This is a genomic window from Synechococcus sp. MIT S9452 (assembly GCF_047304245.1).
Classification (GTDB): Bacteria; Cyanobacteriota; Cyanobacteriia; order PCC-6307; family Cyanobiaceae; genus RCC307.
The window spans coordinates 1265533-1279624 of sequence record NZ_CP138956.1 but is presented as its reverse complement, the minus strand read 5'-3'; the positions used below and the strand labels follow the sequence as shown (position 1 = coordinate 1279624).

17 protein-coding genes are annotated in these 14092 nt (G+C 63.3%); 8 read left to right on the top strand and 9 right to left on the bottom strand.

What is annotated here, in order from left to right:
- Positions 1-46: 46 nt before the first annotated feature.
- Positions 47-685: a DUF6816 family protein gene (locus SIB46_RS06850; protein ID WP_413295407.1), complete on the bottom strand. Its 639-nt coding sequence runs from the start codon at positions 683-685 to the stop codon at positions 47-49.
- Here SIB46_RS06850 and SIB46_RS06845 point away from each other — a divergent pair.
- On the top strand, positions 684-938 hold the full coding sequence (locus SIB46_RS06845; RefSeq protein WP_413295405.1) for a chlororespiratory reduction protein 7: 255 nt from the start codon (positions 684-686) through the stop codon (positions 936-938). The genes SIB46_RS06850 and SIB46_RS06845 overlap by 2 nt on opposite strands.
- Here SIB46_RS06845 and SIB46_RS06840 read toward each other — a convergent pair.
- Positions 901-1488 carry a shikimate kinase gene (locus SIB46_RS06840; protein WP_413295403.1) on the bottom strand — a complete coding sequence of 196 codons (588 nt, stop codon included), beginning with the start codon at positions 1486-1488 and terminating at the stop codon, positions 901-903. The genes SIB46_RS06845 and SIB46_RS06840 overlap by 38 nt on opposite strands.
- A gap of 14 nt (positions 1489-1502) precedes the next feature.
- Here SIB46_RS06840 and SIB46_RS06835 point away from each other — a divergent pair, with 14 nt between their 5' ends.
- A complete protein-coding gene (locus SIB46_RS06835; protein ID WP_413295401.1) occupies positions 1503-2408 on the top strand; it encodes a 6-pyruvoyl trahydropterin synthase family protein in 906 nt (301 codons plus the stop codon).
- A complete protein-coding gene (locus SIB46_RS06830) occupies positions 2405-3055 on the top strand; it encodes a RibD family protein (protein ID WP_413295399.1) in 651 nt (216 codons plus the stop codon). Before SIB46_RS06835 ends, SIB46_RS06830 begins: the two co-directional genes overlap by 4 nt.
- On the opposite strand, the gene SIB46_RS06825 is transcribed toward SIB46_RS06830, so the two are convergent.
- Entirely contained in the window at positions 3034-3381 is a 348-nt protein-coding gene (locus SIB46_RS06825) for a hypothetical protein (RefSeq protein WP_413295397.1), read from the bottom strand. The two genes, SIB46_RS06830 and SIB46_RS06825, sit on opposite strands and share 22 nt — an antisense overlap.
- Before the next feature lie 87 nt (positions 3382-3468).
- Here SIB46_RS06825 and SIB46_RS06820 point away from each other — a divergent pair, with 87 nt between their 5' ends.
- Together SIB46_RS06820 and SIB46_RS06815 are read left to right on the top strand one after the other, a co-directional pair.
- A complete protein-coding gene (locus tag SIB46_RS06820) occupies positions 3469-4689 on the top strand; it encodes a GNAT family N-acetyltransferase (RefSeq protein WP_413295395.1) in 1221 nt (406 codons plus the stop codon).
- Positions 4690-4702: 13 nt separating this feature from the next.
- Complete coding sequence (locus SIB46_RS06815; protein ID WP_413295393.1) at positions 4703-5089, top strand: DUF4346 domain-containing protein; 387 nt, start codon at positions 4703-4705, stop codon at positions 5087-5089.
- A 1-nt stretch (position 5090) separates the two neighbouring features.
- On the opposite strand, the gene SIB46_RS06810 is transcribed toward SIB46_RS06815, so the two are convergent.
- The gene (locus SIB46_RS06810; protein ID WP_413295391.1) at positions 5091-6650 is read right to left on the bottom strand and encodes a B12-binding domain-containing radical SAM protein; all 1560 of its coding nucleotides are present in this window, start codon (positions 6648-6650) and stop codon (positions 5091-5093) included.
- A gap of 108 nt (positions 6651-6758) precedes the next feature.
- Here SIB46_RS06810 and SIB46_RS06805 point away from each other — a divergent pair, with 108 nt between their 5' ends.
- Positions 6759-6851 (top strand): hypothetical protein, encoded by a 93-nt coding sequence (locus tag SIB46_RS06805; RefSeq protein WP_043736458.1) that lies wholly within the window; start codon positions 6759-6761, stop codon positions 6849-6851.
- Positions 6852-6853: 2 nt separating this feature from the next.
- On the opposite strand, the gene SIB46_RS06800 is transcribed toward SIB46_RS06805, so the two are convergent.
- Together SIB46_RS06800 and rimO are read right to left on the bottom strand one after the other, a co-directional pair.
- A complete protein-coding gene (locus SIB46_RS06800; RefSeq protein WP_413295388.1) occupies positions 6854-8080 on the bottom strand; it encodes an MFS transporter in 1227 nt (408 codons plus the stop codon).
- Positions 8077-9456 (bottom strand): 30S ribosomal protein S12 methylthiotransferase RimO, encoded by a 1380-nt coding sequence (gene rimO / locus SIB46_RS06795; protein ID WP_413295386.1) that lies wholly within the window; start codon positions 9454-9456, stop codon positions 8077-8079. The genes SIB46_RS06800 and rimO overlap by 4 nt, the downstream gene beginning before the upstream one ends.
- A 35-nt stretch (positions 9457-9491) precedes the next feature.
- Between rimO and SIB46_RS06790 the strand changes: the two genes are divergently transcribed.
- On the top strand, positions 9492-10316 hold the full coding sequence (locus tag SIB46_RS06790) for a BtpA/SgcQ family protein (RefSeq protein ID WP_413295384.1): 825 nt from the start codon (positions 9492-9494) through the stop codon (positions 10314-10316).
- 19 nt (positions 10317-10335) lie between these two features.
- Complete coding sequence (locus tag SIB46_RS06785) at positions 10336-11289, top strand: vitamin K epoxide reductase family protein (protein WP_413295382.1); 954 nt, start codon at positions 10336-10338, stop codon at positions 11287-11289.
- On the opposite strand, the gene nadB is transcribed toward SIB46_RS06785, so the two are convergent.
- The 3 genes from nadB to SIB46_RS06770 form a co-directional block, all read right to left on the bottom strand.
- Complete coding sequence (gene nadB / locus SIB46_RS06780) at positions 11258-12892, bottom strand: L-aspartate oxidase (RefSeq protein WP_413295380.1); 1635 nt, start codon at positions 12890-12892, stop codon at positions 11258-11260. The two genes, SIB46_RS06785 and nadB, sit on opposite strands and share 32 nt — an antisense overlap.
- A gap of 29 nt (positions 12893-12921) precedes the next feature.
- Complete coding sequence (gene psbU, locus SIB46_RS06775) at positions 12922-13305, bottom strand: photosystem II complex extrinsic protein PsbU (protein WP_413295378.1); 384 nt, start codon at positions 13303-13305, stop codon at positions 12922-12924.
- A gap of 84 nt (positions 13306-13389) precedes the next feature.
- Positions 13390-14079, bottom strand: coding sequence for a DUF3120 domain-containing protein (locus tag SIB46_RS06770; protein WP_413295376.1), 690 nt, complete (start codon positions 14077-14079; stop codon positions 13390-13392).
- Positions 14080-14092: the final 13 nt, after the last annotated feature.

Below are 14092 nucleotides of genomic sequence, written 5' to 3'. Positions count from 1 at the left end.
GCAGATCCGCCGCTGCGCTGCCGGAGTTGTGCACTTCGTGGGGTAGCTAGGGCGTTGAGATGCGCTCCAACATCAAGCTGAGTTTCTGGCTGCTGCGTGCTGTGCCCGCTAGGCCGTCTTCCGGTGAGCCATAGCTGGCTTGCCATTGCTCACCACTGATCTGATCGGGTCCCAACAGCTCGTAGCTGCTCAGGGTTTCAATGCGGCTGATCCGGGGCGGTGCGCCCCCTTGCCGCAGCAACTGCAGGCTGAGTTCATCGGCCAGAAAGGCCTTGGGATTGGGTGTTTCACTGCGCCGGCCGCTGATGCGCGTGTCCAACACGCGGTCATCGCTGAGGCGGGCCAGCTGCCGATTGGGATTGCCGGGGTCGTCTTGCACTTCCAGCAACTCATCCCCCAGCACGGCCTGGCCGATGGCCATGGCATTGGCGGCGCGGCTGCCCACAACCGCCCCATCAGCTCGGCGCGCAAAGTGCACCTCAGCGCTGATGCCATCGCTGCTGCTCAGCTGCCAATCGCCTTCAAACCAGCTCGGATAGATCAGGTCATCCCCAGGGCTTGGCCGCGGCAATGGGGCCGGCAGTTGCCAGCTGGGCCATTGCTCCAGCCGCAGGCTCAATGGGCCGGCCGCAGCACTGATAGGCAGCAGCAGCGCCAAGATGAGGCCCAGCAGGCTGGTGGCCATGTCTGATCCCCTGATCCGCGAACTCGATCATTACGTGGTGCTGGATCCAGCTGCGGGCGAACAAATTCTCAGCGCTGCGGACACCCGTCATTGGTTGGCGGAGCAGTTGCAGCGGCTGAAGCAATTGCCGGCCGATATTGCGGCTGTGGAGGGCCTGCCGCAGCAGGTGGAATGGCTGCTCGATACCGCTTGTGCACTGGAAATTGAGCCGGGGCTCACGGTGCAGTGGTTTGCGGTGCGCCTGGAGCCTTGAGCAGTCCAGGCAGTTCCCTCAAAACTCGATCGCTGATGCCACTGGCGGCCTCTCCTTGGGCGCTCACGTGGAGATCGGCTTGCCCGTAGAGGGGCTGGCGTTGCTCAAGCAGTGCGTGCAGTCGGCCGGCTGGATCGTCTCCCGCTAGCAGCGGCCGGCCGCCGGGATCAGCCTGCAGCCGGCGCAACAGCTCCTCTTCGGCCACATCGAGCCAAATCACCACGCCCTGGCGCAATTCGCCCCAGTTCGCCGGCACGGTGACGATGCCGCCACCGGTGGCCACTACCAGCGAATGCCATTGGCTGAGTTGCTGCAGCACCTGGCGCTCGAGGCGGCGGAAGCCCTCTTCCCCGTCGCGGGCAAAGATCTCGGGGATGCTGCAACCGGCGGCTTGGCTGATCACCGCATCGGCATCGAGAAAGCGATAGTCCAGGGCCTTGGCCAGCAGCGGTCCCACCGTGCTCTTGCCACTGCCCATCATTCCCACCAGATACAGGTTCGTGCCCTGGAGCCGTTCACCGAGGGGCTGGGATGGATCCGTAGGATGCATGCGCTTTACAAGCTGTGACAATTTTGGCGCCACAGGTGATTGGGCATGCTGCCACGGCCCCCCACGGCCAGGGCAGGTCCTGCGTGATCACGCGCCGGGCCACCTTTAGTTCGAGCCATCTCTATTCCCTGCCGGAGCTGAGCGCCGCTGAAAATCAGCAGCGTTTTGGCCCCTGCAGCCAGGCGCCAGGCCACGGCCACAACTACGAGTTGATCGTGGCCATGGAAGGCGGGCTCGATGCCAACGGCATGGTGCTCAACCTGTCCGATGTGAAGCATGCAATCCGCTCCCAGGTGACCGAGCAGCTGGATTTCCGCTGCCTCAACACCACCTGGCCGGAGTTCGATGTGGAAGGCAGCCAGCAGGCCGCTTTGCCCACCACCGAGTGGTTGCTGCATGCCATCTGGCAGCGCCTATCAGCGCATCTGCCCTTGCGCAGCCTGCGCCTGTTTGAACAATCCACCCTCTGGGCCGATTACTTCGGCAATGACATGGAAGCCTTCCTCACAATCCGCGGACACTTTGCGGCGGCCCACCGCCTGGCCCGTGAGGAGCTGAGCCAGAGCGAAAACGAAACCATCTATGGCAAGTGCGCCCGGCCCCATGGCCACGGCCATAACTACCTGCTCGATGTAACCGTGCGCGGCCAGATCGATCCCCGCAGCGGCATGGTCTGTGACCTGGCTGCCCTGCAGAAGCTGCTCGATGACGAGGTGCTCGAGCCTTTTGATCACACCTTCCTCAACAAGGACGTGCCGTTCTTCTCCACCTGCGTTCCCACGGCTGAAAACATCGCCCTGCACATCGCTGATCGGCTCAAGGCGCCGATTGCCGATCTCGGTGCATCACTGCACAAGATCCGCCTGCAGGAGAGCCCCAACAACGCCGCTGAGATCTACGCCGAACCCGCCCAGGTGTGACGCTGCGCCTGGTTCTGGCGGTCAGCCTCGATGGCCGGTTGGCACCCCCGGCAGGTGGTGCGGCCCAATTGGGTGGCGCCGGTGATCGCCTTGTGCTTGAGGAGGCCCTGGCCTGGGCAGATGTCGCTGTGGTTGGGGCCGGCACCGTGCGGGCCCACGGCTGCAGCTGTTTGATTCATCGCCCTGAGTTGTTGCAGCAGCGAGAGTCCCGCGGACAGTCGCCGCAACCGCCCTTGTTGATTGCCAGCCGTCAGGCCACGCCGGTGGATTTTGATCACAGCTGGCGCCTTTGGAGCCAGCCCATGCAGCTCTGGTGGCTGAGCTCAGCGCCGCTGTTGCCGGCGCCGCCTGCGGGGTTTGCGCGCCAGTTTGCCCTGGACAGTTGGCAGGGCTTGCTTGATCAACTCAACAGCGAGGGGATTCAACGCGTGCTGTTGTTGGGTGGGGCCCAGCTGGCTGGGGCCTTGCTTGACGAGGATTTGGTGGATGAGCTGCAGCTCACCCTCTGCCCGCTCCTGCTGGGGGGCGAGCACAGCTGGCTGCCCGCTGCAGCGCGTCCCCAGGCTGATCGCTGGTTGCTGCAGGAGCAGCGCCCCTTAGGCGATGGGGAGCTGCTGCTGCGCTATCAACGCACGGGGAACTCCTGATCCCAAACCGGCTTGGCGCTCTGCATCAGCCGTTCGATGCAGGCTGATGCCACACCCAAGCTGGCCGGCCCCAGGCTGCCTTCCAGGGCTTCACGGGCCACTTGGGCCAAGCTGCCCTGGCGGCTGATCTCCTCCACCAGGCAAACGCTGGCGGGTTGTGAGATCTCTGAGCAGATGCTGCGCAGATTCAAGAAGCTGCCATCAGGGCCGCTAACGGCTTTTTCGCATTCCCGCGTCATCTGCAGCTCCAGCTGCGGCCGCAGCACCATCAACAGATCTTCAGTGGGCGTGCTGGTTTGAGCCAATAGCAGGAAGGGCAGCAGCATCGAGCCGTTGCAGGTGTGATCTCAGCCTGCAGCACTCCCCAGCCGTGCGGTGGCCTGATTAGGTTTTGCAGCAACTCCAGCCCCACTGTGAGCGAGCCCGATCACTCCGCTGAGGCCCTGGAGGCGCGCTGGCATCAGCAGCTCGCCGAGATCCCTGAGCAGTCTTGGGATGCCTTGGTGGCCTCTGCTGGGCTGCCGTTTTACCGCTGGGCTTGGCTGGAAGCCTTGGAGCGCTCCGGCAGCATTGTTCCCTCCCAGGGTTGGCAGGCTTGCCACCTCAGCCTGTGGCGCGAGCAACAGCTGATCGCGGTGGCGCCGCTCTATGTCAAAGGCCATAGCTACGGCGAATTCGTCTTTGATCAATCCTTCGCTCAACTCGCTGGGCAGTTAGGTCTGCGCTACTACCCCAAGCTGCTGGGCATGAGCCCATTGAGCCCGATCTTGGGCTACCGCTTCTTCATCGTCAGTAGCGAAGATGAGGGCGCTTGCACAGCGTTGATGCTGCGCTTGATCGATCGCTTTTGCGAGCGCAACCAGCTGTTGAGTTGCAACTTCCTCTATGTCGATCCGGCTTGGCGGCCCCACGCCGAAGCCGCTGGCTGCTCCGCCTGGCTCAATCAGCAGAGCCTGTGGAGTAATCCCGGTTACGGCAGCTTTGAGGACTACCTCGCCAGTTTTAACGCCAACCAACGCCGCAATATCCGCCGCGAACGCAAGGCCGTGCAGCAAGCGGGCCTGCAGGTGAGCGCCATTGCCGCAGAAGCGATCACGCCGGAGCTGCTGGCGCGCATGCATGGCTTTTATGAAGACCATTGCCGCCGCTGGGGCATGTGGGGCAGTAAGTACCTCACCGAGGAGTTTTTCTCACTGGCGGAGCAGCTGCGTCAGCACTTGGTGCTGTTCAGTGCCCATCGCCACGGGGAAGATCCCCATCAGCCCATCGCCATGAGCCTCTGCGTGAGGGAGGGCGATCACCTTTGGGGCCGGTATTGGGGTTCAACAGTGGAGATCGACAACCTCCATTTCGAGGTCTGCTATTACGCGCCAATTGAATGGGCCATCGCTCAGGGCATTCGCCATTACGACCCAGGTGCCGGCGGTAGCCACAAGCGCCGCCGCGGTTTTGTCGCCCGGCCCCACGCCAGCTTGCACCGCTGGTATGAGCCTCAATTCGCAGGCTTGATCAAGCGTTGGTTGCCGTTGGCCAATGCCCAGCAGTTGGAGGAGGTGGAAGCGGTTAACGCAGAGTTGCCATTCAGCGGTCGCCAGATCCCGCTGGCCCCAGAGCAGGGCACAATCGAGGGCTGAGCCACCACCTGTCATGGCACCGCTCTCGCCCCAGCAGCGCCGCGAGCTGGATGATGCCCACTCCAACCGCGCGATCGAGCTTGATCCCAGCGGCTATTTCCTGATCCGCATTGATGCTGCCGCTGGCGAGCTGGTGGTCCAGCACTTCGGCAATGGCATTAATGACCAGGGGCTTGCCACCGATCCAGACACTGGTGAGGTGCTCAGCTGCCGCGGTGGTGGCCCCCGTTCAGCCACCGCCGAATACCGCGGCCGCAGCGCCAAAGAGCTGGGCATGGCGCTAACCGAAAGCCCAGAACCTTCGCCGCTCAGTCGCTTGGATCACGCCTTGTACCTCGGCCGCGAGCTGCAAAAAGCGGAGCTCTGCCTGGAGCAGGGCCTCGACTACGTGCAGGACTGACTCAGGCGGGCTGCAGTTCGCGCTTGGCGGGGATCTCAGCGAGTTGCTCTTGGATTTCCTGGGTCACCACACCGCGGTACTCCTGGAAGTGCTCGTTGTGAGCCAACACCACAAGGAACTGCTCCAGCAATGCGGGGTTGTGGATGGCCATACCCACCATGTAGCGCCAGAAGCGGAAGCGAGTGCTGCGCTTGATCCCTTGGCGCCACACCACGATCGAGAGCGCGCGGAGGTCAGTCAAGGTGGGCAGCTTGGCAGCAGCCTTCCAACGAGGGGCACCCATCTTCAAGTAGTAGGAGTACACCCGGTCCATATAGGCATTGGGCTCATACAAGGCGCAGAACGCGTCGACGTATTCATTGGCGATCTCGCGGATCGGCCGGGTTGGCACGAAGTTGAGCAGGTTGGTTTGGTTCACGCCCTTGGCGGCGTCTTCGTTTTGGATGAGCCGGCCTTCTTTCTCTAAGCGTGCCCAAAGCGCTGTTTTGGGCAGGGCCTGAAGCATGCCCATCATTGCCGCAGGAATGCCGGTGCGGGTAACGAAATCAACGATGCGATCGCCGGCGCCACTCTTTTCGCCATCGAAGCCAATGATGAAGCCCGCCATCACGCGAATGCCATTGGCGGTGATGCGGTCAACCGCAGCATCCAGGGGATTGCGGGTGTTTTGCACCTTGCGGGCGGTTTCCAGACTCGCTTCATCTGGGGTTTCGATGCCAAGGAAGACGCTTTCAAAACGGCAATCAGCCATCATCCGCATCATTTCCTCGTCGTCGGCCAGATCGACAGAGGCCTCGGTGGCGAAGCTGAAGGGATAGCCGCGCTCCTCTTGCCACTTGCGAATTTCAGGCAACAGCAATTTGGCGTTGCGCTTGTTGCCGATGAAGTTGTCGTCGACCAGGAAGATCGAACGGCGCCAACCCAAGTCGTAGAGATATTGCAACTCGGCAACGAGTTGATCGGGAGTCTTGGTGCGCGGTTTGCGGCCGTAGAGAACGATGATGTCGCAGAACTCGCAGTTGAATGGGCAGCCGCGGGAGAACTGCACGCTCATTGAGTCGTAGGCCTCGAGCTGCAGCAGGTCAAAGCGAGGAATCGGTGTGGCCGTCACATCGGGTTTTTCGCCTTCCGAGGTGAAGCGTCCGCTGCGCTCGCCGCGCTCGATCGCTTCGATAAACATCGGCAGGGTGATTTCACCCTCATCGAGCACCTTGAAATCAGCTAGATCCAGCTCAGGTGCATCGGGGGTGGAGCTGGCGAAGGGGCCGCCAACGGCCACAGGCAAGCCACGCTCTTTGGCGTTGGCGATTTGCACGGCCATGTCGTCCTTTTGGACGATCATTCCGGAAATGATCACCAGCTCAGCCCAGTTCCACTCGGCTTCGGTGACCTCACGCACATTGCGGTCCACCAGCTTCATCTCCCACTGCTGGGGCAGCAGGGCAGCCACGGTGACCATGCCAAGGGGCGGCAGCAGCACCTTGCGGTTCACCAGCTCCAAGATCTTCTCGTAGCTCCAGAAGGTCTTGGGGAATTCGGGGTAGATGAACAGGGTGCGCATGCCCGGTGACGTTGCGGTGGCGCTTTCGCCTGAATGTGGCAAACCCTAATCGGTTTCGTCGTAGGAAACGCCACATCTGCTCTAATAGCCCCACTGACACAAGCGGCCATGGGCATCGCCCTCTATCTCACCTGGGTTGGCGGATTCCTGGTTACCGCCGTTGTGCTGACCCGTCTGCTGAAGGGCATCAAGCTGATCTGAGCTCAATCAGACGCCAGCGTCAGCCGGTCTTGACCGTGCCTGATCAACTCTTGGCCGGCAATCACCAGGCCGATCGCTCCCAACACCCCGCAGGTGGCGGCCAGGCCCCAGCGCATCGTTAACCCGGCAGCGAGCAGCCCACTGAGGCCGCCGCCGCCCAAAAACGCAATCTGCCCCAGTCCTGCCATGCGTCCGCGCAGCACTTGGGAGGTTCCCACTTGGGTGATCAAGTTGGTGCCTGAGAGCAGCACGGCTGTTCCCCAGCCGATCAAAAAGGCCATCGCCAGGGTCCAGGCGCGGGGCCCGTCGAATCCAAGGCCCAGCTGAGCAAGGGAGGTCAGCAGGGCACTGCTGCCGAGCAGGAAGGCGGGCCGTTGGCTGAGCCGAAAGCTGTTGCGTTGCAGCAGCACACCACCGGTGATGCTGCCGGCGGCCAACACACTGGTGAACAGGCCCAAATCCTGCGGGCCGGGCCCGATGAAATCCGCTGCCATCACAGGGGCCAAGCCCGGGTGGAAAAAGCCCACCAGGCAGAACAAGGCGGTGAAGCGCAGCACATGGCGTAAGTCGGCTCCGCAGCCGCGCCAGGCGGCCCAGAGGCTGGCGCTCTCGCCTTGCTGGCTGCGCTGCTCTTGCTCCCGCAAGGGCTGCAGCAGCCACACCACACTCACGATCGGCAGGATGTAAGTGCTGGCATCCAGTAGCAGCGCCAGGGATGGGCCCGTCAGGGCCACCAACAATCCGCCCACTGGCGGGCCCACCAATTTGCCCACGTTGAAGACCACCGAAAAGCTGGTCAGATAGCTGCCGAGTTCGCCGGGGTGTTGCACCAGCAAGGCGCAGTATTTGTTGCGGGCGGTGAGCTCATAGGCACTGGCAATCCCCACCAGGAGCGTGCTGAGCAGCAGCAGTGCAGCCTGCAGTGCCCCTGAAGTGAAGGGCATGGCCAGGGCTCCAACGAGCGCTCCGCCCAGCAGGCCGAATTGGGCCCAAACCAGCACCCGCTCGCAGCCATGGCGATCGGTGAGCACGCCGGCAGGCCCGCTCACCACCAGGGTGGGCAGGGCCAGAACGGCAAATTGCAGGGCCACGATCAAGGGGTTGTTGGTGCCGCTCATCAGCACCCAGCCCTTGGCCGTCAGGCCGGCAAAGGATCCCATCGTGCTGAGCCCGGAGGCCAGCAGGAACAGATTGCGTTGAGCAGGAAGGCTGAAGCGGGCTTGCCTCACGAATGCCGCACGGCATCAACCATCTCTTGGGCTCCCACCACTTCTCCTTCCAAGTCGTAGATGTCGGCTGCGGTGATCCGCACTGGGACCATGGTGCCAGCGCTGGCGGCAGCTCCGTGGCTGCCCGGGCGAATTCGCACTTCACCATCCACATCGGGGGCAAAGCGCAGGCAGCGGCCAATCAGCTCCCCGCTGCTGGGGTTTTCCTGCTCCACCAACACATCAACGATGCGGCCGACCCAGGCTCCATTGCGCTCGGCGCTGATGGCCTGCTGGGCTTCCATCAGCCGGCCGCGGCGGGCTTCGGCCACCTCGGCTGGCACGGCATTGGCAAGCTCGGCCGCTGGGGTGCCGTCTTCCGGCGAAAAGCAGAACACGCCCACATGGTCAAAGCGCTGCTCCTGCACGAACTGCAGCAGGTGCTCGAACTGCTCTTCGGTTTCACCCGGGTAGCCAACGATGAAGGTGGTGCGCAGCACTGCATCGGGCAGCTGCTCTCGGATGCGCTGCAGCAGCTCGCCATTCACCCCTTCTTGCCAGGGCCGATTCATGGCCCGCAGCACCTCCGGGTGGCTGTGCTGCAGCGGTAGATCCAGGTAGGGCAGCACATTGGGCACCTCCCGGTAGGCCGCCAGCACCTCAGGGGTTAGGCCCGTGGGGTAGGCGTAGTGCACCCGAATCCAAGGAATTTCCACCTCTCCTAGGGCTCGCAGCAGTTGAGCGAGCTGGGGTTTGCCGTAGAGGTCGAGCCCGTAGTTGGTGGTGATTTGGCTGATCAAGATCAGCTCCTTCACCCCCTGGGCCGCCAGTTGTTGGGCCTCCGCCACGATTGATTCGATCGGCCGCGAGCGCTGATCGCCACGCAGTTTGGGAATGATGCAGAAGGCGCAGCGGTAGTCGCAGCCTTCCGCCACCTTCAGATAGGCCACCGCCTCGGAGGTGGTGCGGTAGCGGGGCAGGTTTTCATCAGCCACAAACGTGGGCACCTGGCTCACCCGCTTCACCCGCTCGCCGGCCTCCACCTGCTCGAGCACTTCAACGATGTGTTGGTAATCGCCGGTTCCAACGATGGCGCGGGCTTCGGGTAGCGATTCCAGCAGCTCCTCTTGGAAATGCTGCGCCAGGCAGCCGGCAATCACGATCTGCTTGCCCTGCTCAGCCAGGTCCACCAGGGTGCGCACTGATTCAGCGCGGGCGTCCTGGATAAAGGAGCAGGTGTTGACCACCACAACTTGGGCATCGGCTTCATCAGCGCTGACCCCATAGCCCGCTTGCGCCAACAGGCCCAGCATGTGCTCGGTGTCAACGCGGTTTTTTTCGCAGCCCAGGTGGGCAAAGGCCACGGTGGGCCGGGCGGTGGTTGCTGTGGAAGCCATGGCAGCATCAGCCCAACAGTTCAACGTAAACCTTGGTGGCTGCTGCTCCCTGGTCATCGCTGTTTGCCCATGGCCGGCCGGCTCTGATCGGCGTCTTGCATCTGCCGCCATTGCCTGGCAGTCCGCGCTGGCAGGGTGATTTCGAGACAGTGCGTCGCTTTGCCCTAGCCGATGCAGCGGCCTACCTGGCGGGCGGCGCTGATGGCTTGGTGGTGGAGAACTTTGGCGATGTGCCCTTTTTTGCCTCAGCCGTGCCGCCCCACACCGTGGCGGCCATGGCCCGCATCGCGGCTGAGGTGGTGGAGGCTGCCGGCGGGCTGCCGGTGGGGATCAATGTGCTGCGCAACGACGCCCAGGCCGCCATGGGGATTGCAGCGGCCAGCGGCGCCTCATTTGTGCGGGTGAATGTGCTGAGCGGCGCCATGCTTACCGATCAGGGGCTGATTGAAGGGCAAGCGGCGGAGTTGCTGCGCTTGCGCCGGCAGCTGGAGGCTACGGAGGTTGGGATTTTTGCTGATGTGCTGGTCAAGCACGCTTACCCGCTGGCGCCCCAACCAATCGCCGAAGCCGTGGAGGATTGCTTGGGCCGAGCTGGCGCCGATGGCGTGATCGTTAGTGGTGTGGCCACCGGTGCTGCTCCCGATCCCGATGATCTGGCGGCGGCCCGCTCGGTTGCTGCTGGTGCCCCGGTTTTGATTGGCAGTGGCTGCCATGCGGGCAATGCCGCAAGCCTGGGGGCGGGCGCCGATGGCGTGATTGTGGCCAGCTCGCTCAAGCGCGATGGCCTGTTGGCCAATCCCGTGGATCCCCTGCGGGTGCAGGCCCTACGCCAAACCTTGCAGCGGTGCCAAACTTCCTGAGTAAGGAAATCAAGAGCGAGTGACAGCCTCACGCCAGCGCCCCGAGCCGCCCTTCCGCCGTTGGGTGCGGCCTGTGATGGGTGGTCTGGCCACCATCGGTGCCATTGATACCGCCTCAATCACCCTCGAGCGCTGGGGTGTGATTGGTGAGTTGGCCTGCCCTGGCGGGGCCGATGGTTGCGACAAGGTGCTCAACAGTGCCTGGGGAACGGTGCTGGGTCAGCCCCTGGCGCTGTTTGGTTTTCTGGCCTATTTGGCATTGGTGCTGCTCTCGTTGTTGCCACTGATTCCAGCGGTGCAGCAGTGGTTGATCGATCGCCAGGGCAGCAGCGGTGGTTTAACCGCTCGCCGTTTTGGCCGCGGCCCAGATCTGTTCTGGCACCTGGGCTACCTGCTGAGCCTGGGCATGAGCGTGTTCAGCGCCGCCTTGGTGGGCTTGATGCTGTTCAAGATTCAGGCCATCTGCGCCTTCTGCCTGCTTTCAGCTGGTTTGAGCTTGGCTTTATGGCTGCTGCATTTGCTCGGCCGTGAATGGGAAGACAGCGGTCAGGTGCTGTTCCGCAGTGTGATCTTGGTGGTGCTGGTGGGCTTGCTGAGCCTGGCTTGGGTGGCTTCGGCCGATCGCCCGGCGGTTCTGAGTGAAAAAGGCGCCCCGCCGGCGGTGACCAGCGTCAGCAATCCAGCCAAGTTGGCCCTCGCTGAGCACCTCAGCAGCATCGGTGCCCGCATGTATTCGGCCTACTGGTGCCCCCACTGCCATGAGCAGAAGGAGCTCTTTGGCCAAGACGCTGCCGCCAAGCTCGATGTGATCGAGTGCGCCACCGATGGCAAAAACTCCCAAGCGTCGCTGTGCCAAAGCAAGGCGATCGAAGGCTTCCCCAGCTGGGAGATCAAGGGCCAAATCGATTCCGGTGTGAAGTCGCTGCAGAAGCTGGCTGACCTCAGCGGTTACCAAGGCCCGCGGAACTTCTGATCGGCTGATCGCGCTGCTGCAGCGTGTGGTGCTGCCAGTAGGGCAGGGGCGCGGGGGCATCACAGCGGAAATGGCCGCCGCGGCTTTCTTGGCGGAAGTGGGCAGCATCCAGCAGCAGAACCGTGGTTTGCAGCCGCTGGCGGCACTCCCAGAGCCACCCCAGCTGCTGCTGCTGGCTAGAGCTCAAACTGCGGCTTTGGCCTGGCTCAAGCTGCAGGATCGGCGCTAGGGCCCGATCGAGCCTGAGCTGCTCATGCAGTTGCTCACAGTCCTGGAGGGCCTGTTGCAGTTGCCTGCCGCTGCGTTCCACCCCAGCGGCCTGCCAGCTCCATTGGCGCAGGGCTGTGATCGGTGCTCCGCAGGGCCCCTCTAAATCCTCTGGTGGTGTCCACTCCAGCGGGCGCCGTTGGCAGCGACTGCTTGCTGCAGCTGCATTGGGTTGCGGCTGCAGACGGCTGAGTTGGCTGGCCATCACCAGACATTCACTCAGCGAATTGCTGGCCAGGCGATTGGCTCCATGCACGCCACTGCTGGCCACTTCGCCCACGGCATAGAGCCCCGGCAGCGAGGTGGCGGCATCGAGATCGGTGGCAATCCCCCCCATCCAGTAGTGCGCCGCTGGTGCCACCGGAAGCGGCACTTGCATGGGGTCCAGCCCTAACTTGCGGCAGCGCCCCAGGATCGTGGGGAATTGTTTGGTCAGCTTGGCTTCGCCCACTGGACGCAGATCCAGCCACAGCTGCGCCAGTTGCTGCTGTTGCATGGCGCGCACCATGCTGCGGCTGAGTTGATCGCGGGGCAGCAGTTCACTGCCGCTGGCGAACAGCGGTGTGCCATCGGCTTGCACCAGGCGTGCCCCCTCGCCCCGCAGCGCTTCTGAAAGCAGGAAATGGGGAGCCCCGGGTTGCATCAAGGCGGTGGGGTGGAATTGCACGAATTCCATGTCGCGAAGGATCGCGCCGGCCTGCCAGGCCATGGCAACCCCATCGCCGTGGGCGCCACGCGGGTTGGTGGTGTTGGCAAACAAATGGCCGCTGCCGCCGGTGGCTAGCACCACAGCAGCGCTGCGCAGCCAGCCCAGCTCACCGTGCCTCAGCACTTGCACACCGCAGCAGCGACCCGCGTCCTGCAGCAACTGCATGGCAATGGCCCCGCGCCACCAGGTCACATTGGGGCGGCGTTCGATGCACTGCTCCAGCAACTCCACCAGCGCCAGGCCGGTTTGATCTTGGGCATGCAGCACCCGCCGGCGGCTATGGGCGGCTTCCAAGGTGGTGCTGAGGTTCTCGCCTTTCCGATCCAGGTTGAGGCCCAGGCTCAACAGGTTGGCAATGCACTCCGGTGCCTGCTTCACCAAGCAATCCACCGCTGCCGGCTCGCACAGCCCTGCCCCTGCCGCCAGGGTGTCGCTGCGGTGCAGCGCTGGTGAATCATCCGCTCCAATCGCTGCGGCTAAGCCGCCTTGGGCCCAGCGGCTGGCCGGCGGCGTGCTCATGTCGCGGCTGAGCAAAAGCACCCTGGAACTTGCGGGAAGCTCCAGGGCGCTCATCAGGCCGGCAACACCACTGCCGATGACCACGACGTCCCAAGGGACGTCAAACAATGATTCGGTGTCTTCTGACGAGGCGGAAGTCAGCGGTACTGGCCGTCGTTGATGCGGTCAAAGCCCTCGTTCAGGGCAATTTCCGGGTCGGTGACGGTGAAGTTCTCTTTGTACTTCTGGAACAGCTCTTTCTGGCGCTCGGTCAGATCAAGGTTGAGCACATCGTCGACCTCGTTGTAGGGGCCGCCCACCACGATCTTGCCGGCCAGAGTGGGATACATGCCGGGGTACTGCTGGAAGCGGCGCACTGAGGCGTTGTTGAGGTCAACCTTGCCGGCTGTTTCGGCGATCTTGTCGTCAACCTTGTTGCGAATTTCCGCAGCCTGCACGCTCAGCGGCTGAGTCAGCCAAACACCCAAAACCAGCAGGCTGCAGAGCAGCAGGGTGGATAGGCGACGAAAAAGCCTGGACATGCGGGGCCGATTAAGGGCTGAGCGGCCAGATTACAGAGGGTTGTGCTGAGCCGAGCCCCGCGGCCGCGCAGCATTTGCAGATCTTTAAACCAAGCCGCTGAGTTGCGGGCTTAAGAGCGCCAACGCCAGGAACAGGGCATCCACCGCCAAGGTGCTGAGTAAGGCAGCGGCCACCACTTGTCCGCCTTCGCTTTGGCGCCAGAGCCAGCGCCCCGCAGAAACCATGGCTGCGGCAAATCCACCCACCACCGCCAGGGGCAGTGGGTGCAGCACCTGCTCTGCCGCTGCTGAGAGCAACAGAGGCGCCTCGCCGGGGCTGGCTTGCAGCACTTGCGGCCAAAGCGGCATCAAGCCGCACAGAGCCGTGGCGGCATCGGTGCAAGCGGTGCCGATTAAGGCGCCTAAATAAAATTGCCCGGCCCGGCGCCAAGGCCCCTGCAATCCGGCGATGGCCAGGGGCAGGGCGAACGCTTCAACGGGTAAATGCCAGAGGGGATGCAATCGCAACCAACCCCAAAACACGGCTCCGGCTAACCAGCTGCCGGAAAAGCCAATCAGGAGGGCGCCGAGGTGGCCCCGAAGCCGCAACCCCAAAGCCACCAAAACAGCAGTGAACAGCGCACAGGCCACCGGTGAACTGCGCACCCAGGGAGCCTGCACAAACACCGGCAGCATGACCAGCGCTGCCGCCACGGCCGGCGCTGACAACTTCCAGTTCACACCAGCTGCATTGAGCTGCGGCGCCGGATTGAGGACGGGAGCAGCTCCGAACAACAGCTGTGTGAAC